The sequence below is a fragment of the Paenibacillus sp. EZ-K15 genome (genome assembly GCF_002573715.1).
In the GTDB taxonomy this organism is placed as follows: Bacteria; Bacillota; Bacilli; order Paenibacillales; family Paenibacillaceae; genus Paenibacillus_AQ.
In genome coordinates, this window is record NZ_PDHM01000012.1 from 600,722 (window position 1) to 621,230 (window position 20,509).

A 20,509-nucleotide genomic window follows, 5' to 3' on the forward strand; every position below is an offset into this window, starting at 1 on the left:
GCAATAAAAACTTCTCAACCCTATGCCGCCTATGGTAAAATAGCTTTTGGTTATTTGACGAAAAGGTGGGAAGCCCTATGAAATCCATATGGGTGATAAACGGACCGAACTTAAACCTGCTCGGCTTCCGTGAACCGGGCATTTATGGTTCACTCAGCCTGCAGGCGATCGAAGATAATTTGCGTAAACAGGCGGATCTCGCCGGTATCGGTATTACCTTCTATCAGTCTAATCATGAGGGTGCTATTATCGACCGTATTCATGAAGCTATTGGACAGGCGGACGGCATACTTCTTAACCCGGGAGCACTGACCCACTACAGCTACGCTGTACGTGATGCCATCAGTTCTGCCCGTATTCCGACAGTGGAAGTTCATCTATCGAACATTCATGCCAGGGAGGAATTTCGTCATACCTCCGTCATCGCACCTGTTGCTGTCGGACAAATCGCGGGTTTTGGCGCAGCGAGTTACACACTGGGCTTGTCGGCCCTTTTGCAAGTCCTGAACGACCAAGAAGGATAGCTTGGGAAATGGGTGAGAGGAGAGGTTAGAATGAGTAACAAACGAGTGGTTAAACTGCGCGAGAAACTTCAAGGCAAAGGCGTAACGGCTATGCTGGTTGCAAGCCCGATCAACCGCAGATATTTGACAGGCTTTACCGGGTCTGCCGGCTATGTGCTGATCACACGGGATAATGCCTATCTCTTGACGGATTTCCGCTATATGACTCAAGCTCCACAGCAAGCCGTCGGGTTTCAAGTGGTTGAGCATGGACCGAAGGTTATGGAGACGGTCAAGGATTTGCTATCTTCCGAGGGGATTACATCGCTTGGATTTGAACAGGACCATGTTACATACGGCGTATTTTCCACCTATTCGGAACAGCTCGCGCCAATTAGCCTGGTGCCGGTTTCGGGTCTTGTAGAGGATCTGCGGATATTCAAGGATGAGGAAGAATTGAGCATTATGCAGCGGGCTGCCGATTTGGCTGATCAAACGTTCAGCCATGTGCTGACCATTCTGGCTGCCGGCAAAACGGAGCGGGAAATCGATCTGGAGATGGAAATGTTCATGCGCAAGCATGGCGCCACAGCGTCTTCCTTTGATACCATTGTCGCTTCCGGTGAGCGTTCGGCTCTTCCGCACGGCGTTGCCAGCGAGCGTGTCATTCAAGGGAACGAATTCGTTACGCTTGATTTCGGTGCGCTGCTTGACGGATACTGCTCCGATCTCACAAGAACCGTTGCGCTCGGAAGTCCTGATCCTAAACTGAAGGAGATTTATGATATCGTGCTGGAAGCACAGCTTCATGCACTGGATCATATTAAACCTGGTATGACAGGACGCGAGGCAGACGCCTTAACTCGTGATATTATAACCCGTTATGGATACGGGGAATATTTTGGACACAGCACGGGGCATGGATTGGGTATGGAGGTTCATGAATCTCCGAGACTGTCCAAGCTGAGTGATGATGTACTGCAGCCAGGTATGGTGGTAACGGTGGAGCCGGGCATTTACTTGCCTGGGCTTGGCGGTGTCCGTATTGAAGATGATATCGTCATCACGGAATCGGGTATTCATATACTAACAAGCTCGACCAAAGACTACACTGTGCTATAAAAGGCTGTTCAAAAAGATAGCTTTTTGAATTTGTACTTTAGGAAAATGATGTACTATATTAATTAGACCGCATCCTTAGGAGGGAATCTTAGTGATTTCAGTTAACGATTTTAAAACAGGTTTGACCGTAGAAGTAGATGGCGATATATTCACCGTTTTGGATTTTCAGCACGTAAAGCCCGGTAAAGGCGCAGCTTTCGTACGTTCCAAATTGAAAAACCTTCGCAACGGCAACACCGTAGAGAAGACGTTCCGTGCAGGTGAAACGATTGGCCGCGCGATCATCGACAATCGTGGTGTACAGTATCTTTACGCCAGCGGTCAAGAGCATGTATTCATGGATAACGAAACTTACGATCAGTTCAGCTTGACTAGCGAGCAGTTGGAATGGGAACTGAACTTCCTGAGAGAGAACATGAATGTAAACATCATCAGCTACCAAGGGGAAATCCTCGGGATCAACCTGCCTAACAGCGTGGAGCTGAAAGTTATTGAAACCGAGCCGGGAATCAAAGGCAACACGGCTACGGGCGCAACGAAGAGTGCGAAAGTGGAAACCGGCCTGAATGTACAAGTTCCGCTGTTCATTAATGAAGACGATGTGCTTCTGATCGATACACGCGAAGGTAAATACATCTCCCGTGCATAGCAGGCTTTAAACGGGACCCTTCAACGATTGACGGGGTGCCAATATCTTCTAAACAACGAGACTCCTGTACGTATGTACGGGAGTCTTTTTTGTGATGGGCGAAAGCCGATGCGGTAAGCCTGAGTTCTTTTTGCCTTGAAAAGCCTTGACGGGATGACTCACTTTCGTATTATACTGTTTTAAAGTGAGAAACCACCTGAATGCTGTTACATACTGATATTAGTGGGGAGTGAAAGAAGCATTGTCACTGTACGTCATGAAATTCGGAGGCAGCTCTGTAGGGGATACAGAACGTATGAAGCGTGTTGCCAGAAGAATTGTAGAGAAACAAGATGAAGGTCATCAATGTGTAGTCGTGGTGTCTGCTATGGGGGATACGACAGACGATTTGATTGACCAGGCAAAGCTGTTGAACGAGAATCCGCCGGCGCGGGAAATGGATATGCTGATGACCACGGGAGAACAGATATCCATATCGCTGCTATCCATGGCCATTCACGGTCTCGGACGCAAGGCAAAGTCTTTTACCGGCTGGCAGGCGGGGTTCCGAACAGAAGCGGTCCATGGCAAAGCCCGCATTACGGATATTATGCCAGAGCGCGTGTTTAAAGCGCTTGACGAAGGGAATGTCGTCATTGCAGCGGGATTCCAGGGAATGTCTGAGGATGGAGAGATTACAACGTTTGGACGCGGGGGATCAGATACCACGGCGGTTGCTCTAGCGGCTGCTATCCAAGCGGATGTATGCGAAATATATACAGATGTGGACGGAATTTACTCCACGGATCCGCGGGTTGTTAAATGTGCGCGGAAGTTGAAGGAGATTTCCTATGACGAGATGCTGGAGCTAGCCAATCTTGGTGCAGCTGTTCTTCACCCGCGTGCGGTTGAGTATGCAAAGCATAATCAAGTCAAGCTTGTCGTCAGATCCAGCTTTAATCATAACGAGGGTACGGTTGTTAAGGAGGAAACAAGCATGGAACAAGGTGTGGTAGTCAGCGGAATTGCATTTGACAAGAATGTGGTAAGAATCAGTATTCTGGGCGTTTCCGATACGCCAGGCGTTTTGGCTCAAGTGTTCGGAGAGCTTGCAAAAGAAGCGATTGATGTTGATATTATCGTACAGAGCGGTGTGCAGAACGGCGAAGCAGACTTTTCCTTTACCGTTTCCTTGGCCGATCGGGAGCGTGCGTTGTCAGTTATTGAACAAATCCGCGGCAAAACTCCGTATCGTGACGTTACCTCGGAAGACCATCTGGTGAAAGTATCGATTGTTGGCGCTGGCATGGTCAGCCACCCGGGTGTGGCCGCACAAATGTTTGATGTTATCTCCCGGCAGGGGGTCAGCATCAAAATGGTCAGCACGTCCGAAATCAAAGTATCCTGCGTCATTGAAGGAACCAATCTGGAAGGTGTCGTACAAGCGCTTCATACCGCGTACGGATTGGATACGGATCAGCAGGCTTCCGTTGGCGGACCGCAGGTTCGGCGATAATCTTTTTTTATGTAATCATTTTCTGCAATCATATCGATATTAAATAGAGTAATCCCGGTCCATAGCGGCCGGGATTTTTTGCGTTGTCCGAAAGATTCAAAGTTCGCTTCTATGAAATTGAAAAAATAGAGATAAAACGAGAGTACCTCGCATATTTTTAAACATCACACATGTGAACAAGGAAGAAGGAGGATATATAGCATGCTGGACAAGTTTGTCGCTAGTATGGCCACGCTTCGTTTTTTCTCCGGCAGTCTCGAGATTGTGGCGGCCATCATCATGCTGCGTCTGAACCAAGTCGATAAAGCGCTGGCTGTGAATTCGGCCCTAGCTTTTATGGGCCCTTTGGTACTGATTCTGACAACAACGATTGGCCTTGTGGGAATGGCAGATAAATTGTCGTGGGGGAAGATCGGCTGGATTTTGTGCGGCGTCTCCTGTCTCTTATACGGCGTTCTAAAAAAATGATAGATTCGCTGCATATTTTTCAGGTACAAGCATACACATGGGATATGAAGTTCTCTTATTAGAAGATGATCAAAAAGGACAACCTGGGGGAAATTGATATGACATTGAATTGGTTAGACCTGTTTCCCGAAACCGTAAAACGAATGTTGCTGAGCCTGTCGAATGAGCTTCTCGATCATGTAGAGGAGGTACGTATCCGGGAGGAACGTCCGCTGGAAATTAATTCGGCGGGCAAGCATCATTTTCTGGACCGGCGGGGCGGGCTTACACTGCGGCCTGATGAAGCGTATAAGCCGACGCGTGAAGATACCCATCGGTTGCTGGATCTAATCAGTAACCATTCCCTCTACACCATGGAAGAGGAATTGCGAAAAGGGTTTATCACGATACCTGGGGGGCATCGGGTCGGGCTCACCGGCCGGACGGTGCTCAGCGGGGGTAAGGTTGAACACATTCGGGATATTAGTGGATTTAATGTCCGGATTGCCAAGGAGGTTCAGGGAGTGGCGGATGACATCATCCCGCATTTACTTGACCGGAAACGGAAAAGGGTGATGCACTCGCTGATCTTATCCCCGCCTCAGCAGGGCAAAACAACGCTGCTCAGGGATCTGGCGAGGCAGATCAGTTACGGCAAGTGGGGGAATTCGGCCGTGCATTGGCCGGGAATGAAGGTAGGCATCATCGACGAACGTTCTGAAATCGCCGGTTGTTTGCGCGGAGTCCCTGGATTCGACGTAGGTCCGCGTACGGATGTACTGGATGGTTGTCCGAAAGCTGAAGGGATGATGATGATGATCCGTTCGATGTCCCCGGATGTGCTGATTGTGGACGAGATCGGTCGGCCTGAGGATGCGGAAGCCGTCATTGAAGCCTTGCATGCAGGAATTAGCGTGATTGCAACGGCACATGGCTCATCCATACAAGATATGCGGGGGCGACCGGCACTCGCCGGTCTTTTGGAGAACCGAATGTTTGAGATGTATGCCGTTCTCAGTAGAACAAGCGACCAAAGATCATACAAGCTGTATGACGGAGGTCAGCGAACGCTTCAGACGTCTGCAGTCGGTCCGCCGGGCGGTGATGCCTATGCTTAAATTGGTCGGGGCTGTGCTTGTGCTGGGAGCAGGAACTTTAGCCGGATTTTTTCAGGCCCAGCAATTCGCAGCAAGACCCAGGCAGCTGCGAGAACTTATTCTCGCGCTTCAACGGCTGGAAACGGAGATCAGCTACGGTTTGACGCCGCTACCCGATGCGCTGGAGCGAATTGGCGATTCCCTTCGTGAACCGCTCAGATCCTTATTTGCCTCAGCCGCGCTTTACATGAGACCCGATTATGGGTTATCCGCACAGGACAGCATCCGCAAGGCACTGGGCGAATACTGGAAGCGAACATCAATGAAAAGTGCCGAGCGTGAGGTGTTGGAGCAGCTAAGCGGCGTTCTTGGCACCAGTGACAGGCAGGACCAGATCAAACATATCGCTCTGGCCGTGGGACAGCTCAAGCATGAAGAAGCAGCGGCAAGGGATGACCAGGTCAAATATGAAAAGATGAGCAAAAGTCTGGGACTGCTCATTGGAGCATTGATCGTCATTTTGATCTTTTAGCGAGGTGCCAAGGGAAATGAACATTGAAGTGAACGCCATCTTCCAGATTGCCGGTATCGGGATCATCATTGCCATGATTCATACCGTCCTGAAACAGATGGGGAAAGAGGATATGGCACATTGGGTAACCCTGATCGGGTTTGTGGTTGTGCTGTTTATGGTGGTCAGATTGCTCGACGATTTGCTTAAGGAAATCAAAAGTATTTTTCTATTCCAGTAGGTGGACTTATATGGAAATTATCCAGGTGGTAGGACTGGGCATCATCGCTACCGTGCTGATCTTGGTTGTCAAGGAACAGAAGCCGCTCTTTGCCTTTCTTCTGGCAGTGGCGACCTCACTTCTCATCTTCCTGTTCCTGATCGGGAAGATCGGAAATGTCTTATCCATGCTGGAAGATTTGGCGGAGAACTCCGGTGTCCAGATCATTTATCTGAAGACCGTTCTGAAAATCATCGGTATTGCCTATATTGCGGAGATGGGGGCCCAGATCGTACGAGATGCCGGACAGGAATCGATCGCATCCAAAATAGAACTGGCGGGAAAAGTGCTCATATTGGTGCTCGCTGTACCGATTATCGGGATCATCATCGAGACGGTCCTGAAGCTCCTCCCGGCTTGAAAAAGGTGGGGGGACATGGTTACAGGAGTTATACTTCGAAATGGCTTGGCTGTGTTTCGTCTACTGATCCTGATGTTGTTTATGTCCGGATTGTTCTGCGGAACGATAAGTGCGGCTGCCGCGGCAAATCCGGCAGATGAGTGGGTAGAGCAGCAGACGCAGCAGCTGCCGACGGACCAGGTCGAGAAATACTGGGACCGGCTCATGAAGGATTACGGCGGTTTCTTCCCGGATGGAAAGACGCCGTCCCTGATGGATATGCTGCTGCCGGGTGGCGATGGTCTTAGCTTCAAAGGGGTTATGTCCGGAATCGGAAAGTATTTGTGGCACGAGGTGCTTTATAACGGCAAGCTGCTGGCGACCATTGTGATGCTGAGCATCATGAGTCTGATCCTTGAGAATCTGCAGACGGCCTTCGAAAAGAGCACCGTGAGTCGGGTTGCCTATACCATCTGTTACATGGTTGTCCTGGTCATTGCCGTTAACAGCTTCAGCATCGCGATTGGATATGCCCGGGACGCCATTACCCAAATGATCGATTTCATGATGGCGATGCTTCCCTTGCTCTTTGCACTGATGGCTTCGATGGGCAATGTCGTGACTGTCTCGGTGGCTCATCCGCTAGTCATCTTCATGGTACATACGGTAGGTACGCTAATCAGCACGATTGTGTTCCCGCTTCTGTTCTTCTCGGCTCTGCTGCATCTGGTTAGTTCGCTATCCGAAAAGTACAAGCTGACCCAGTTGGGCAACCTGCTGCGAGGAGTTTCGATGGGCGTTCTGGGCGTGCTGCTTACCGTGTTCCTGGGGGTTATCTCCGTCCAAGGACTTACCAGCTCGGTTACGGACGGTGTGACGATCCGAGCAGCCAAATATGTGACCGGCAATTTCGTTCCGGTAGTCGGCAAGATGTTCGCAGATGCAACGGATACCGTGATCTCGGCCTCATTACTCGTCAAGAATTCCATCGGGCTGGCAGGGGTCATCATTATTTTGTTCCTTTGCGCATTCCCTGCGATCAAGATCTTGACGCTTGCCTTGATATATAACGTTGCAGCGGCCGTCATGCAGCCGCTCGGAGACACCCCGATCGGCACCTGCCTGCAGACGATCGGAAAGACGATGCTGTATGTTTTTACAGCTTTGGCCGCAGTCAGTATGATGTTCTTCCTGGCCATAACGATTCTGCTCACGGCAGGCAACATTACCGTCATGATGAGGTGAGGCAGAATATAGCGGCGGCTAATCTTTAGGAGGAATGACGAATGGACTGGCTTGGAGGTTGGTTGAAAAGCGTCATCATGGTAGTTCTCTTTGCAGCCTTCGTTGATTTGATACTTCCCGGCAAAGCGCTTGAACGATACGCCAGATTAGTCCTGAGCCTGTTGATTCTGCTTACGCTGCTTAGCCCGATTATCACATTGATAACGGATCCCCCTGAGAATCAACTGGCGATGGAGCTGGAGCGGCAGGAGAAAGGTCTGCCGGAGGAGGTTCAGCTGGAGCATATTCTGGCACAGGCCGAGAAGCTGAAGGAAACGCAGCAGAGTCAAAGCCTTCAGTGGGCAGGCAACGAATTGGCCCAGGTGATGAAAGAAGAGATTGCGGCAGAAACGGGGGAAGCGGTTCAGGAGGTCAAGGTGGTACTGGCTGCAGTTGCTAGGCAGGACAAGGGATATGCAGGCGCTACGATACGATCTGTTGACGTAAGACTGGTTGGAGGTGAATCGGAGAATGCAGAGGTAGAGAACAGCGATGATAAGCAACCCATCGGCATAGAACCTGTGGATTCCGTTCAGGTGAATGTTGAATCCATGCAATCGGAACGGGATGGGAAGGCTGCGGCAAAAGCGAATGCAGAAGCAGTGAGCAAGGCCGAGGAAGCAAGAGCAGAGCCGGTTCGGAAATACATTAGCCGTCGGTGGGATTTGGAGCCGGATCTGATTACGATCTATATGCCAGGGCAGGAGCAGGATAAAAAGCTGTAGCGGAGGTGAGGATGATGGGAAATTGGTTGAAGCGGTTGGAACAATGGCTGGGCGGAGGCGCTGGCGGAGCAAGAAAAATGCAAACCTTCAGGTGGTTGATCATTCTTGGTCTGATCGGCGTTGCGGTTATGCTGTTCAACTCCTTCGTCAATGTGAAGAAGCTGGATCATGAGAATATCGGTCGCGAGCCGCCACCGGAGACGGCCGCGGTCTCAACGACCCAAGGCGGGACTTCAACCAGCGGCGGCGGTGAGTTTGAAAGTATCGAGCAGGATTTTGAAATGCGAACTAAAACCATGCTGGAACAGATTGTTGGGGTTGGGTCCGTCGATGTCATGGTGACTGTGGAATCTACAGAGGAATTGGTCGTCCAGCGTGACATGAAAGATACACAGGAACTGACGGAGGAAACCGATGCTAACGGAGGTAAGCGCCATGTCACAAGTTATCAGCGTGATGGCCAGATTGTCACCTATGAATCTTCCGGAGAAGAAACGCCGATTGTCACCAAGAAGATCAAACCTCAAGTCCGGGGGGTGCTCGTCGTAGCCAAGGGAGCCGAGAATGATGTTGTAAAGAGCTTGATCGTGGATGCGATCCAGCGAGGCCTCAATGTCCCGTCTTATCGTATATCCGTTGTCCCGCGTAAACAGGAATAACCGCAGTCTCTCGAATGATCCGATCATTCGTGCCAAGGTTTTCATTCAAAGGAGGAAACGTTCAAATGAATAACAAAAGACAAACCATATGGTTAGTATCCATGCTCAGTTTGATGGTCATCCTGTCAGCCTACTACTTATTCACCGACGATTCGGGAACGAAAGCGCCGCCGGTTGCCGAGAGCACGCAAGTGGACGGTCAGAAGCCAGGTGCCGGACAAGAAGCAAACGGAACCGCAGGCACTGGCGACGAACTGGTTGTGAACGAAGTGCTTGAAGAAGGTACTGACGGTGATTCCGGTGCCAATGAGCAAGGGACTGCAACGGGCGATACAGGTGCGGCCGGCACAGAAGACCCTGCAGAGGCAACACAGGGTGAGCAAGGGGATCAAGGAAAAGCAAGTGGCGAAGCCGGTAAAACGGAAGAGCCGGAAGTGAAGGAATCCCAAGAGGGTGCCGAGAATTCCAAAGACGCTAGCAGCACAGGCAAAGAGGGCGCCAAGGACTCCAAAGACACAAGCAGCACCAACAACGGTAAGAAATCGGATGAAGAAGTGCTGGAGCAAGTGGCTGCCAATGCAACATCAGCAGCAGCCCAGTTGGAGTCCTATAAATTGGACCGCTCACAAAAAAATATGAAATTATACGATGAGTTAATGACAAAGATCGACAATCATGAAAATAAGCCGGAGCAAACAGCTCAAGCTACCGAGCAGCTGAAAGCGGCCGAAGCGAGAGAGGAAGTGATTCTCAGCATCGAAGAAGCGCTGCAGCAGCAATACGGCAACGCCGTTGTGAAGGAAGAGAGCGAGAAGTATAATGTGGTCGTACTGAGTGAGAAACTCGATGCTAAAGGTGCAGCCGGCATCGTGAGTCTTGTGATGAAGGAATTGAAGGTTTCGCCGGATAAAGTAACCGTTCAATATGTTGCGCCATAAGCTTGTCCGCAGATTTCAACATAAATCACGGATATATGATAAAACCGAAAGAGTCTAAGGATTGCCTTGGGCTCTTTCTATTTCGCTCGATTGTGATATAATACTCTAAGCTATTGACTGACTGTCCTAAGCAAGGGCTTCCAAGAAAGTGAAGGAGTGAACGTCGATAATGTTTAAATTAAACGAAATCAAGGAACTTATTAAGCTGGTGGATCAAACATCCGTGCATGAGCTGGAAATTGAGAGCGAAGGTACACGCTTATCCATTAAGAAACCCAATGCAGCCGAGGTGGTTAACAACTATCAGGCAGCGCCGCAAGCGTTCATACCGGCACAGCAAGTGATGGCACCACAAATCGTACAGCCGAATACGGCGAATCAAGCACCTGCAGCTGCACCACAGCAGGATTCCGTGGAGGATGGCAACAGCTCATTACATAAAATCGTATCACCGATGGTAGGAACTTTCTATCGGTCCCCATCGCCTGAGGCTGGGCCATTTGTCAGCCCCGGGGACAAGGTGACTGATAAATCGACGGTCTGCATCATTGAGGCCATGAAGCTGATGAATGAACTGGAAGCAGAGATCAAAGGCGAAATCGTAGAGGTTCTCGCACAGAACGGTCAACTTGTAGAATTCGGGCAGCCTCTGTTTCTGGTGAAACCGGAGTAATATGGAGGGACTCGCCAAGAACGAGAGTCGCAAGAGTCCGAAGGAGGTTACTGCATGACATTTCAAAAAGTGCTTATCGCGAACCGGGGAGAGATTGCCGTTCGTATCATCCGGGCTTGCCGGGAACTTGGCATCGCAACCGTTGCCGTATATTCGGAGCCGGACCGGGAATCCCTGCATGTTCGCTTGGCGGATGAGGCCTATTGCATCGGCCCTACGTTATCGAAAGACAGCTATTTGAATTTTACCAATATCATGAGCGTTGCTACACTGACCGAGTGTGACGCCATTCATCCCGGCTATGGCTTTTTGGCCGAGAACGCGGATTTCGCGGAGATTTGTGAATCCTGCAACATTACCTTTATCGGTCCTTCCGCTGACGCGATCAACCGTATGGGAGATAAGGCTGTTGCGAAGCAGACGATGAAGGATGCAGGTGTTCCGGTTATTCCGGGATCCGACGGATTGGTCGAGGATTTGAATGAGGCCGTTATGCTTGCCCGCGATATCGGATATCCAATCATTATCAAGGCTACTGCAGGTGGCGGAGGTAAGGGGATTCGGATCGCCGAGGATGAAGAATCGCTGGTTAAACAGATTACAAATGCACAGCAGGAAGCCCAGAAGGCCTTCGGCAATGCAGGCGTATATCTGGAGAAATATTTAACCGGCATGAAGCATGTAGAGATTCAAATTATCGCCGACAAACATGGCAACGCCGTGCATCTCGGGGAGCGTGACTGTTCTGTGCAGCGCCGGAGACAAAAGCTTGTTGAGGAAGCTCCTTGTCCGGTGCTAAGTGAAGAGGTACGCAGCCGGATGGGCGAAGCCGCCGTTCGGGCCGCAAAGGCCGTTAACTATTCCGGTGCAGGTACGCTTGAATTTTTGCTCGGCCAGGACGATCAGTTCTACTTCATGGAGATGAACACGCGGATTCAGGTGGAACATCCGGTGACCGAGATGGTGACCGGGGTTGATCTGATTCAGGAAATGATCTCCGTTGCCGAGGGCAACACGCTTTCTTTCACGCAAGAGGAAGTCGTTATTAATGGCTGGTCCATCGAGTGTCGGATTAATGCCGAGAATCCGGACAAGAACTTTATGCCTGCTCCTGGAACCATTCAGTTCTATTTGCCTCCAGGCGGTCCTGGCGTGCGGGTAGACAGTGCGGCATATCCCGGTTATACCATTTCGCCTTATTATGACTCGATGATTGCCAAGCTGATTGTATGGGCGCCGACCCGCGATGAAGCCATCGCGAAGATGAAGCGCGCATTGGCTGAATTCGAGATTGAAGGGATCTATTCAACTATCCCGTTTCATCAGAAACTGTTGAAGCATCCTACCTTCTTGAAGGGTGACTTCGATATTAAATTTTTGGAAGAAAATGAGATTTGAAACCTTTGGCCAAGTTTGTCATAAACTTGGCCAAATGGTATAGTATGAGTAATAAGAGCGCATGCCTTAAGCAGTTGGGGTGCATCCGCTAACTTATTCCGAAAGGTGTGTTGAGACAATGGCGGAAACTTTGCCTACAGAATTTGAACGTACAGATATTGGTGAAATTCAGATCGCTCCGGAAGTTATTGAAGTCATCGCTGGACTTGCTACGGTAGAAGTACGTGGGGTTGCAGGGATGAGCGGAGGCTTTGCAGGCGGCATTGCTGAACTGCTCGGACGCAAGAATTTATCCAAGGGTGTTAAAGTGGAAGTTGGACAACGGGAAGCTGCTGTTGACGTATCCGTTATCGTGGAGTATGGTCATCGTCTTCCTGAAGTAGCCGGAGAAATCCAGCGCAACGTGAAACGTTCGATTGAGAATATGACAGGGCTTACGGTGATTGAAGTCAATGTACATATTCATGATGTCCATTTCATGAAATCCGTAGAGAAGACGGAAGAATTGGATCTGGCTCAACGCGTGAAATAAGAATACTTTCAGGCTAGCCCTGGGCAGCGATGTCGAGGGTTTAATCTAATTTTAAGGAGGCTGTGCTGAATCGTGGCCAAATTAATGGACAGACTTTTGCTGTTTATCTACAGCTTAAGTATCGGTGTCATATCCGTAGTTGCCATCCTCCTGTTGAGTGGCGCTGTTCCGTATGAATTAACAAGCGTTCAGGAACAACGCCTTTTCTGGGCTGGAATTATCGTAGCTGCGGTTTTGTTTTTGCTGAGCATCCGTTTCTTCTACATCTCCGTAAGGCGCGATCGCTCGAACCTGAATTCCATCGATCAGCGCACGGAGTTTGGTGACATTCAAATCTCTGTGGAGACGATCGAGAATCTCTGTCTCAAGGCGGCTTCGCGCGTCCGTGGAGTCAAGGATTTGAAATCCCGGATCAAGGTATCCCAATCGGGTCTTGATATTGCGATACGCGCCGTGGTTGATGGTGAGGAATCCATTCCTACACTAACAACGGAAGTGCAGAAGCAGGTGCACGACTTTGTTGAAGATACAACAGGAATACCCGTGTCATCCGTATCCGTATACATTGCTAACGTGGTTCAGGCACCAAGCTTCAAGAGCCGCGTGGAATAGAGGTGAGCTTCCCCAATGCCTTGGAAAGAAATATGGGAGAGTCACAGAGGAAGAATTGCCGGGGTGACCGGCGGGCTTGTGTGCGGACTGATTTACTTATTATCCGGTTTTTGGGATATGCTGTTCTTTGCATTAGTGGTATTTATCGGCTATATATTTGGCAAGCGCAAGGATCTGAAGCAGGGCTCCGTGTTCCACTTTCAGGAATGGGGACGATGGCTTTCCGAGCGCTGGCGGCCGTTTAAATGAACCCTGTGATATGCTTTCTCCGGAAAAAATGCTGAGGACAGGTGTAGTGCGCCTTTTTTGCGGAGAGAGATATTCACAGGTTTTTTTTTGACCTTTTAAATGTTGTCAAGTCTTGACGACAAATGGATCATACTAATTAGAAAAATGGATTCAGCAGGGTCCACAGGAGGAACAAAATGAAAAGACGTGTAGTAAGAGAGATTGTCGTTCAAAGCCTTTACCAGATGGAGATGAACGAGGTCGACAGTGTGGAAGCCGTGTCGATGCTGCTCTCGGAAGCGGCCGAAGAAAATGAGACCGAGCGGGTCATCGGCGACGAAGTTCAAGTGAAGGAGTATGTGCTGCAATTGGTCAATGGAACCTGGGAATCCAAGGATTCGATTGATGAACTGCTCGCTCATTATTTAAAAGGCTGGCAGGTAAGTCGTCTTTCCCGTGTGGATCGTCAAATCCTGCGTTTGGCTGTATATGAACTGACATCCCGTGAAGATGTACCTGGCAAGGTAGCTGTTAATGAAGCGATTGAGTTGTCCAAGCATTTCGGAACCGAGGAGTCAGGGAAATTCGTCAACGGCGTACTGGGCCGGATGATTCAGGAGCTGGATCAAGTCAAGGCGAAGCTGCGTCAGTCTTAATCTGCACGCTTAAGCTAAGCTTGAAACGATATCATTCCATCATAATGGAGGAGAGATTAGGATGACAGCAGCAACGATAATTAGCGGAAAACAGATTTCTGAAGAAATTCGCAAGGGGATTGCGTTAGAAGTAGAACAATTGTCCAAGCAGAATGTACGTCCTGGTTTGGCTGTTGTACTTGTAGGGGATGATCCGGCTTCGCATGTTTACGTTCGCAACAAGGAGAAAGCATGTCAGGATCTGGGCTTTTATTCCGAGGTGCATCGTCTTTCCGCGGAATCCAGCCAGGAAGAAGTGCTGGCGCTCGTGGACAAGCTCAACGCTCAGGAATCCATTCACGGAATTTTGGTCCAGCTCCCTTTGCCTAAACACATCCATGAGAAGGCCGTCATTGATGCGATTGCAGTGGAAAAGGACGTGGACGGTTTCCATCCGGTTAACGTGGGTAACCTCGTAATAGGCGACGACAGTCTGCTGCCGTGCACACCTGCCGGCGTGATTGAAATGATCAAGCGGACAGGCATTGAGATTGCAGGCAAGCATGCTGTTGTAATCGGGAGATCCAATATCGTTGGCAAACCGGTATCCCTTCTCCTCCAACGAGAGAACGCCACTGTTACGATGTGTCACTCCAGAACGGGGAATATGGCTGAAATCGCTCGTCACGCGGATATCCTGGTCGTTGCGATCGGCAGAGCGAATATGATTGATGCCAGTTACGTGAAGCCCGGCGCGGTCGTGATCGATGTCGGCATGAACCGTTTGGAGAACGGAAAGCTTGCCGGGGACGTTGACTTTGAGAGCGTGAAGGAAGTGTCAGGTCCGATTACTCCGGTTCCCGGAGGGGTGGGACCCATGACCATTACGATGCTCATGCAGAATACCTTGATAGCCGCCAAAAGGCTGAATGGGTTGAGCTGATATGAAGTCGGCAGATCCAGGACGAGTATTATCCGTTAAGGATTTAAACCGTTATATCCGTATGAAAATGGAAGGCGACTCCAGGCTCTCCGACGTATGGATCCGCGGTGAAATTTCCAATTTCACCCATCATTCCAGCGGACATATGTACTTTACCTTAAAAGATGAAGGCAGCCGGATTCGTGCGATCATGTTTGCGACTCATAACCAGAGGCTCCCTTTTATACCGAAGGAAGGCTCTCGCGTTATTGCCAGGGGTAATGTGTCGGTATATGAACGGGATGGTCAGTACCAATTCTATGCGGTTCAAATGCAGCCTGACGGGATCGGCAGTTTGTACCTTGCTTATGAACAGCTGAAGTCGAAGCTTGAGGAAGAGGGCTTATTTGCAGCCGAGCGCAAGCGGCCTTTGCCGCGTTATCCCAAGACGATTGGTGTTATTACCTCGCCGACGGGTGCCGCTGTTCGGGATATTATGATTACTATCCGGAGACGGTACCCTCAGGCAAGAGCGATATTGTATCCGGTGCTGGTTCAAGGCAAAGGGGCTGCTCCTTCAATCGTGAAGGCTATTCGAACGATGAATGACATGGCTGAGGCCGATGTGCTCATCGTTGGGCGCGGCGGCGGATCACTGGAAGAGCTGTGGGCATTTAATGAGGAGATCGTTGCAAGAGCTATTTATCAATCCAATATTCCTGTTATTTCCGCCGTTGGACACGAAACGGATTTTACGATCGCCGATTTTGTAGCGGATTTACGAGCCGCTACGCCAACGGCCGCCGCGGAACTCGCGGTACCGAGCAGTGCGGAACTGAGGGGGCAGCTTGTACAAAGACAGCGCCAGCTAAACCAGGGACTTCAGCAGCGTCTTAAGCGAAGTCGTGACCGTTTAGTTTCGCTCCAGCGTTCCCCGGTTCTGGTTCATCCTCGCCGGTATATGCTGCAGCATGCCGAACGGTTGGACATGCTGTCCCAGCGGCTGCAGGGCAACCTGAAATCCCAGCTGTCCCTGGTCCGCCAGCGGCAAAAATCACTGCATCAGGGATTAATCCGGTATAATCCGCGAACTCAAGCGGAGTTCGCCGCGAGAAGAAAAGATCAGGCCAACCGGCAGTTAATGAATGCGATGCAGTCGATTATGAAATCCAAGATGTCGCAGCTGCAAACCGAAATGCGGCATCTCGATGCGCTCAGTCCACTGAAAATTATGTCCAGAGGATATAGTCTCGTGTATGACGAGCAAGAGCAAAAGCTTGTCAAATCCATCGAAGATGTTCAGTTAGGCGATTTGGTTAACGTCAGGGTCAGCGATGGACAACTGCAGTGTCAAGTGTGGGGAATGAAGGAGGATGAAGAGAATGGCGAATGAAACATTGGAGATCAGTTTTGAAGAAGCGATGGCTCAGCTCGAGACGATTGTAGAGCAATTGGAAGATGGAGACGTGCCGCTGGAAAAAGCCATCGATTTGTTTCAACAGGGCATGAAGCTGTCGCAGATGTGCAGCAAAAAGCTGGAGCAGGTGGAGCAAAAAATCGAAATGATCGTAGAAGAAGGCGGAGAACTGAAGCGTAAGCCTTTTGGTGGATCGCTTGATGAGACAGGTGAACTAGGTGAATAACAGACTTCCGATACATCAATATATGAATGATATTTGGGACAGACTGGATAGCGAGCTAACCAATCTTTTTCCGCCAGGTTGGAAAGTTCCTGAAACCCTTCGCCAGTCCATGTCGTATTCTTTAATGGCAGGCGGGAAGCGAATGCGTCCGCTGCTTGTCATTGCTGCATGCGAGGCGGGAGGCGGCAACCGTGACGCAGCCCTTCCGGTCGCTTGCGCCGTTGAGATGGTTCATACATATTCCCTTATACACGATGATCTGCCAGCGATGGATAATGATGATTATCGCCGCGGCAAGCCAACAAATCATAAGGTTTTTGGCGAAGCGAGCGCTATTTTGGCTGGTGATGCCTTGCTAACGCATGCCTTTTACAGCGTTATCCAGGCTTCCAGGAAGCATGGAATTCCGGCTGAGCGTGTGCTGTCGATTGTGGAGGATCTTGCAGAGTATGCAGGTCCGCGGGGAATGGTAGGCGGGCAGGTTGCCGATATGGAGGGTGAACAAGGGATAACGACGCTAGAGCAGCTTGAGTATATCCACCTGCACAAGACGAGTGATCTGATCATGTTCTCGCTGATGGCAGGCGGGCATCTTGCCGGGTGTTCGGAATCCCAAATTGAATCCTTGCGAACCTTTGGGCATCATATCGGCCTTGCTTTTCAGATTCAAGATGATATCCTGGATCTGGTCGGGGATGAGTCCAAGCTTGGGAAGCCGGTGCAAAGCGATGTGAAACAGGAAAAAGTAACGTATCCGTACTTCATCGGTTTGGACGCATCCAGGCGTGAAGTTGAGCGCCTGACAGCAGAAGCTAAGCGGGTCATTTCAGAAGGGAATTTCAATGATCCCTCCAGATTGCTGGAGATTGCAGATTTCTTGATGGCACGGGACCACTAAGCACGCTTTACATGCAAACGGTTTTTTTGTGATATAATGTCTGTTAATGGCTGAATTCATATCAGCTAAAGAAACGTAAACTTAATCAAGGAAAGCGGGGAGATTCTTCGTGCTTCTTCCAAATATCAAGCATCCCGAACAACTTAAACATCTATCGGTGGACGAACTCGAGGATTTAGCAGGACAAATCCGTCATTTTCTAATCGAAAAGCTGTCCGCTACCGGTGGCCATCTTGCACCGAATCTGGGAGTGGTTGAACTCACGCTGGCCTTGCACTATTGCTTTGACAGCCCTCGTGACAAGATGATTTTTGACGTGGGCCATCAAGCCTATGTTCACAAGATCTTGACCGGACGGATGGATAAATTTGATACGCTCCGTAAATACAAAGGCTTGTGCGGCTTCGTAAAGCGTTCTGAAAGCGAGCATGATGTCTGGGAAGCCGGACACAGCAGCACCTCGCTGTCTGCTGCAATGGGTATGGCGATGGCGCGTGATCTGAAAGGTGACAACAACCGGGTTATCGCCATGATCGGTGACGGGGCCCTTACCGGCGGCATGGCGTTTGAAGCGCTCAACCATATTGGCCACGAGCAGAAAAAGCTGATGGTCATCCTAAATGACAATGAAATGTCGATTGCACCGAATGTGGGTGCCATGCACAATTACTTAAGCAAGATTCGTTCCGATCGTTATTATCTTCGTGCCAAGGACGAGGTGGAAATGCTCCTGAAGAAAATTCCTGCCATCGGCGGCAAACTCGCCAAGACGGCAGAGAAGATGAAGGACAGCCTTAAATATATGATGGTTCCCGGCGTTTTATTCGAGGAACTCGGACTTACCTATCTGGGCCCTGTAGACGGACATGATCTGAACAAACTGATCGATACGTTAAAGCAGGCCGACAATGTGGACGGACCCGTTCTGATTCATGCCGTCACAACCAAAGGCAAGGGATACCGGCCGGCTGAATCCGATTCTCATAAATGGCATGGGATCACGCCTTATAAGATTGAATCCGGCCAAGTTCTTAAAGCGGTAGGAAATCCGATGTATACGGAAGTATTCGGACAGACGCTGGTTGAGCTGGGGGAACAGGACAACCGGATCGTGGCCGTCACGCCGGCGATGCCGGGCGGCTCCGGCTTGATCCCGTTCAGCAAGAAATTCCCTGACCGTATGATCGATGTAGGGATTGCCGAGCAGCACGCCGCGACCTTGTGCGCAGCATTGGCAATGGAAGGCATGAAGCCTGTATTTGCGGTGTATTCCACGTTTATGCAGCGTGCGTACGACCAAATCGTGCATGATATTTGCCGCCATAACGCCAACGTGATGTTTGCAATTGACCGTGCCGGCTTTGTTGGTGCAGATGGCGAGACTCATCAAGGGGTCTACGACGTTGCCTTCATGCGTCATATCCCGAATATCGTCATTATGATGCCAAAAGACGAGAATGAGCTTCGTCATATGATGAAAACAGCGCTCGATTATAATGAGGGACCTATCGCATACCGTTACCCTCGGAACAATGTGCGCGGCGTTCCAATGGACACCGAGCTGGTACCGATTCCTATCGGAACTTGGGAAGTCGTTCGTCCTGGCGAAGGATACGCCATTCTGGCAGCGGGTCCTATGGTTCAATTGGCTGAAGAAGCGGCGGAGCAGCTCAAACGGGAAGGAATTACGGTACAAGTCGTGAACGCCCGTTTCCTTAAACCGCTTGATGGAGGTATGCTGCGGAATCTGGCGGAGACGGGGACGTCCATGCTGGTTCTGGAGGAGGCTTCGCAAGCGGGTAGTATGGGCAGCGCGGTTTTAGAGTTTTTTGCGGAGCAGGGAATCCATGATGCGGTTGTATCTTTAATGGGGATCGAAGACCGGTTTATCGAGCATGGAAGTATACCGCAGCAGCGTGAAGAGGTAGGGCTGACATTGGAATCGGTTTGTCAGGAGATCCGGAGCTTGAAGAATGCTCGGACAGCCGTACTTGGCAAGAGAAGTTTTATGTCTTAGTAAACCATCGGGAGAATAATATGGATTCATCTCAGAAAGAACGAATTGATGTCCTGCTCGTGGAGCAGGGATATTATGAGAGTCGCGAAAAAGCCAAAGCCGCGATTATGGCGGGTCTGGTCTATGCCGGAACCGAGCGGATCGAGAAAGCCGGCATGAAGATTCCAAGGACGTCTGAACTGAAAGTCAAAGGCTCGGTTCATCCCTATGTCAGCCGTGGCGGATTAAAGCTTGAAAAAGCGATTCGTTCATTCGATATCGATATGAAGGGGCGTACGATGCTGGATATCGGCTCTTCGACTGGCGGCTTTACGGATTGCGCGCTCCAGCACGGAGCAAGTTATGTGTACGCAATCGACGTCGGTTATAACCAGTTGGATTGGTCGCTTCGTAACGATGAACGTGTGTGTGTCATGGAGCGAACGAATTTTCGCTATATGACGCCGGACGACCTGAATGGCCCTCAGCCGGATTTTGCCAGCATTGACGTTTCGTTTATATCCCTTCGCATTATTTTGCCGCCTCTGAAGATGCTTCTGGGTAAACCGGGAGATGTGGCTGCTCTGATCAAACCTCAATTTGAGGCAGGTCGGGAGAAGGTTGGTAAGTCCGGCGTGGTTCGAGATCCGAAGGTTCACAGGGAAGTCCTAACGCAAGTGCTGACTTTTGCGGATGAAATTGGGTTCAAATTAAAAAATCTTACGTTCTCTCCGATTACGGGAGGGGAAGGTAATATAGAATTCCTGGCCCACTGGCGTTTAGAGCCGGAGGTTTCTGAAAGCTCGGAAGAACCGACTCAGGAAGATGGACAAGAATCTGTCCATTTGAGTCAATGGATTGATACCGTCGTAACACAAGCGGCTCATACATTCACAGGAAACTCATCGAAATGATGGGTTTC

25 protein-coding genes are annotated in these 20,509 nt (G+C 50.1%); all 25 read left to right on the top strand.

The window, feature by feature from the left end; genetic code table 11:
* Positions 1-77: 77 nt before the first annotated feature.
* The 25 genes from aroQ to CRG97_RS10895 all read left to right on the top strand — a co-directional run bounded on the left by aroQ (position 78) and on the right by CRG97_RS10895 (position 20,501).
* Positions 78-524, top strand: coding sequence for a type II 3-dehydroquinate dehydratase (gene aroQ, locus CRG97_RS10775; protein WP_098742943.1), 447 nt, complete (start codon positions 78-80; stop codon positions 522-524).
* A 30-nt stretch (positions 525-554) separates the two neighbouring features.
* Complete coding sequence (locus tag CRG97_RS10780; protein ID WP_098742944.1) at positions 555-1,625, top strand: M24 family metallopeptidase; 1,071 nt, start codon at positions 555-557, stop codon at positions 1,623-1,625.
* A 91-nt stretch (positions 1,626-1,716) separates the two neighbouring features.
* Entirely contained in the window at positions 1,717-2,274 is a 558-nt protein-coding gene (gene efp, locus CRG97_RS10785) for an elongation factor P (protein WP_098742945.1), read from the top strand.
* A 241-nt stretch (positions 2,275-2,515) separates the two neighbouring features.
* The gene (locus CRG97_RS10790) at positions 2,516-3,769 is read left to right on the top strand and encodes an aspartate kinase (protein ID WP_098742946.1); all 1,254 of its coding nucleotides are present in this window, start codon (positions 2,516-2,518) and stop codon (positions 3,767-3,769) included.
* 201 nt (positions 3,770-3,970) lie between these two features.
* A complete protein-coding gene (locus CRG97_RS10795) occupies positions 3,971-4,237 on the top strand; it encodes a YqhV family protein (protein ID WP_076320872.1) in 267 nt (88 codons plus the stop codon).
* Positions 4,238-4,335: 98 nt separating this feature from the next.
* Complete coding sequence (gene spoIIIAA, locus CRG97_RS10800; RefSeq protein WP_098742947.1) at positions 4,336-5,334, top strand: stage III sporulation protein AA; 999 nt, start codon at positions 4,336-4,338, stop codon at positions 5,332-5,334.
* Positions 5,327-5,845: a stage III sporulation protein SpoIIIAB gene (gene spoIIIAB / locus CRG97_RS10805; RefSeq protein WP_076320874.1), complete on the top strand. Its 519-nt coding sequence runs from the start codon at positions 5,327-5,329 to the stop codon at positions 5,843-5,845. The genes spoIIIAA and spoIIIAB overlap by 8 nt, the downstream gene beginning before the upstream one ends.
* Before the next feature lie 16 nt (positions 5,846-5,861).
* A complete protein-coding gene (spoIIIAC, locus tag CRG97_RS10810; protein WP_007129715.1) occupies positions 5,862-6,065 on the top strand; it encodes a stage III sporulation protein AC in 204 nt (67 codons plus the stop codon).
* 10 nt (positions 6,066-6,075) lie between these two features.
* Positions 6,076-6,465 carry a stage III sporulation protein AD gene (spoIIIAD, locus tag CRG97_RS10815; protein WP_071223846.1) on the top strand — a complete coding sequence of 130 codons (390 nt, stop codon included), beginning with the start codon at positions 6,076-6,078 and terminating at the stop codon, positions 6,463-6,465.
* A 15-nt stretch (positions 6,466-6,480) separates the two neighbouring features.
* Positions 6,481-7,689, top strand: a complete 1,209-nt coding sequence (spoIIIAE, locus tag CRG97_RS10820; RefSeq protein ID WP_098742948.1) for a stage III sporulation protein AE — start codon at positions 6,481-6,483, stop codon at positions 7,687-7,689.
* 41 nt (positions 7,690-7,730) lie between these two features.
* Positions 7,731-8,453, top strand: coding sequence for a stage III sporulation protein AF (spoIIIAF, locus tag CRG97_RS10825; protein ID WP_076320876.1), 723 nt, complete (start codon positions 7,731-7,733; stop codon positions 8,451-8,453).
* A 14-nt stretch (positions 8,454-8,467) separates the two neighbouring features.
* Positions 8,468-9,112, top strand: a complete 645-nt coding sequence (gene spoIIIAG, locus CRG97_RS10830; RefSeq protein WP_202618905.1) for a stage III sporulation protein AG — start codon at positions 8,468-8,470, stop codon at positions 9,110-9,112.
* Positions 9,113-9,177: 65 nt separating this feature from the next.
* A complete protein-coding gene (locus CRG97_RS10835) occupies positions 9,178-10,050 on the top strand; it encodes a SpoIIIAH-like family protein (RefSeq protein ID WP_098742950.1) in 873 nt (290 codons plus the stop codon).
* 169 nt (positions 10,051-10,219) lie between these two features.
* Positions 10,220-10,723 carry an acetyl-CoA carboxylase biotin carboxyl carrier protein gene (accB, locus tag CRG97_RS10840; RefSeq protein WP_098742951.1) on the top strand — a complete coding sequence of 168 codons (504 nt, stop codon included), beginning with the start codon at positions 10,220-10,222 and terminating at the stop codon, positions 10,721-10,723.
* 54 nt (positions 10,724-10,777) lie between these two features.
* Positions 10,778-12,121, top strand: a complete 1,344-nt coding sequence (accC, locus tag CRG97_RS10845; RefSeq protein ID WP_098742952.1) for an acetyl-CoA carboxylase biotin carboxylase subunit — start codon at positions 10,778-10,780, stop codon at positions 12,119-12,121.
* A 118-nt stretch (positions 12,122-12,239) separates the two neighbouring features.
* Entirely contained in the window at positions 12,240-12,653 is a 414-nt protein-coding gene (locus CRG97_RS10850; RefSeq protein ID WP_009591235.1) for an Asp23/Gls24 family envelope stress response protein, read from the top strand.
* Positions 12,654-12,725: 72 nt separating this feature from the next.
* Positions 12,726-13,265, top strand: coding sequence for an alkaline shock response membrane anchor protein AmaP (gene amaP, locus CRG97_RS10855; protein ID WP_076320881.1), 540 nt, complete (start codon positions 12,726-12,728; stop codon positions 13,263-13,265).
* Positions 13,266-13,280: 15 nt separating this feature from the next.
* The gene (locus tag CRG97_RS10860; RefSeq protein ID WP_076320882.1) at positions 13,281-13,514 is read left to right on the top strand and encodes a DUF2273 domain-containing protein; all 234 of its coding nucleotides are present in this window, start codon (positions 13,281-13,283) and stop codon (positions 13,512-13,514) included.
* A 176-nt stretch (positions 13,515-13,690) separates the two neighbouring features.
* A complete protein-coding gene (nusB, locus tag CRG97_RS10865; protein ID WP_076320883.1) occupies positions 13,691-14,149 on the top strand; it encodes a transcription antitermination factor NusB in 459 nt (152 codons plus the stop codon).
* A gap of 61 nt (positions 14,150-14,210) precedes the next feature.
* On the top strand, positions 14,211-15,071 hold the full coding sequence (gene folD, locus CRG97_RS10870) for a bifunctional methylenetetrahydrofolate dehydrogenase/methenyltetrahydrofolate cyclohydrolase FolD (RefSeq protein ID WP_098742953.1): 861 nt from the start codon (positions 14,211-14,213) through the stop codon (positions 15,069-15,071).
* Between the two features lies 1 nt (position 15,072).
* On the top strand, positions 15,073-16,443 hold the full coding sequence (gene xseA / locus CRG97_RS10875; RefSeq protein WP_098742954.1) for an exodeoxyribonuclease VII large subunit: 1,371 nt from the start codon (positions 15,073-15,075) through the stop codon (positions 16,441-16,443).
* Positions 16,433-16,693, top strand: a complete 261-nt coding sequence (xseB, locus tag CRG97_RS10880; protein WP_076320886.1) for an exodeoxyribonuclease VII small subunit — start codon at positions 16,433-16,435, stop codon at positions 16,691-16,693. The genes xseA and xseB overlap by 11 nt, the downstream gene beginning before the upstream one ends.
* A gap of 22 nt (positions 16,694-16,715) precedes the next feature.
* Complete coding sequence (locus CRG97_RS10885) at positions 16,716-17,591, top strand: polyprenyl synthetase family protein (protein WP_202618906.1); 876 nt, start codon at positions 16,716-16,718, stop codon at positions 17,589-17,591.
* A 109-nt stretch (positions 17,592-17,700) separates the two neighbouring features.
* On the top strand, positions 17,701-19,608 hold the full coding sequence (gene dxs / locus CRG97_RS10890; protein WP_098742956.1) for a 1-deoxy-D-xylulose-5-phosphate synthase: 1,908 nt from the start codon (positions 17,701-17,703) through the stop codon (positions 19,606-19,608).
* Between the two features lie 20 nt (positions 19,609-19,628).
* Complete coding sequence (locus tag CRG97_RS10895; RefSeq protein WP_098742957.1) at positions 19,629-20,501, top strand: TlyA family RNA methyltransferase; 873 nt, start codon at positions 19,629-19,631, stop codon at positions 20,499-20,501.
* The last annotated feature ends 8 nt before the right edge of the window (positions 20,502-20,509 follow it).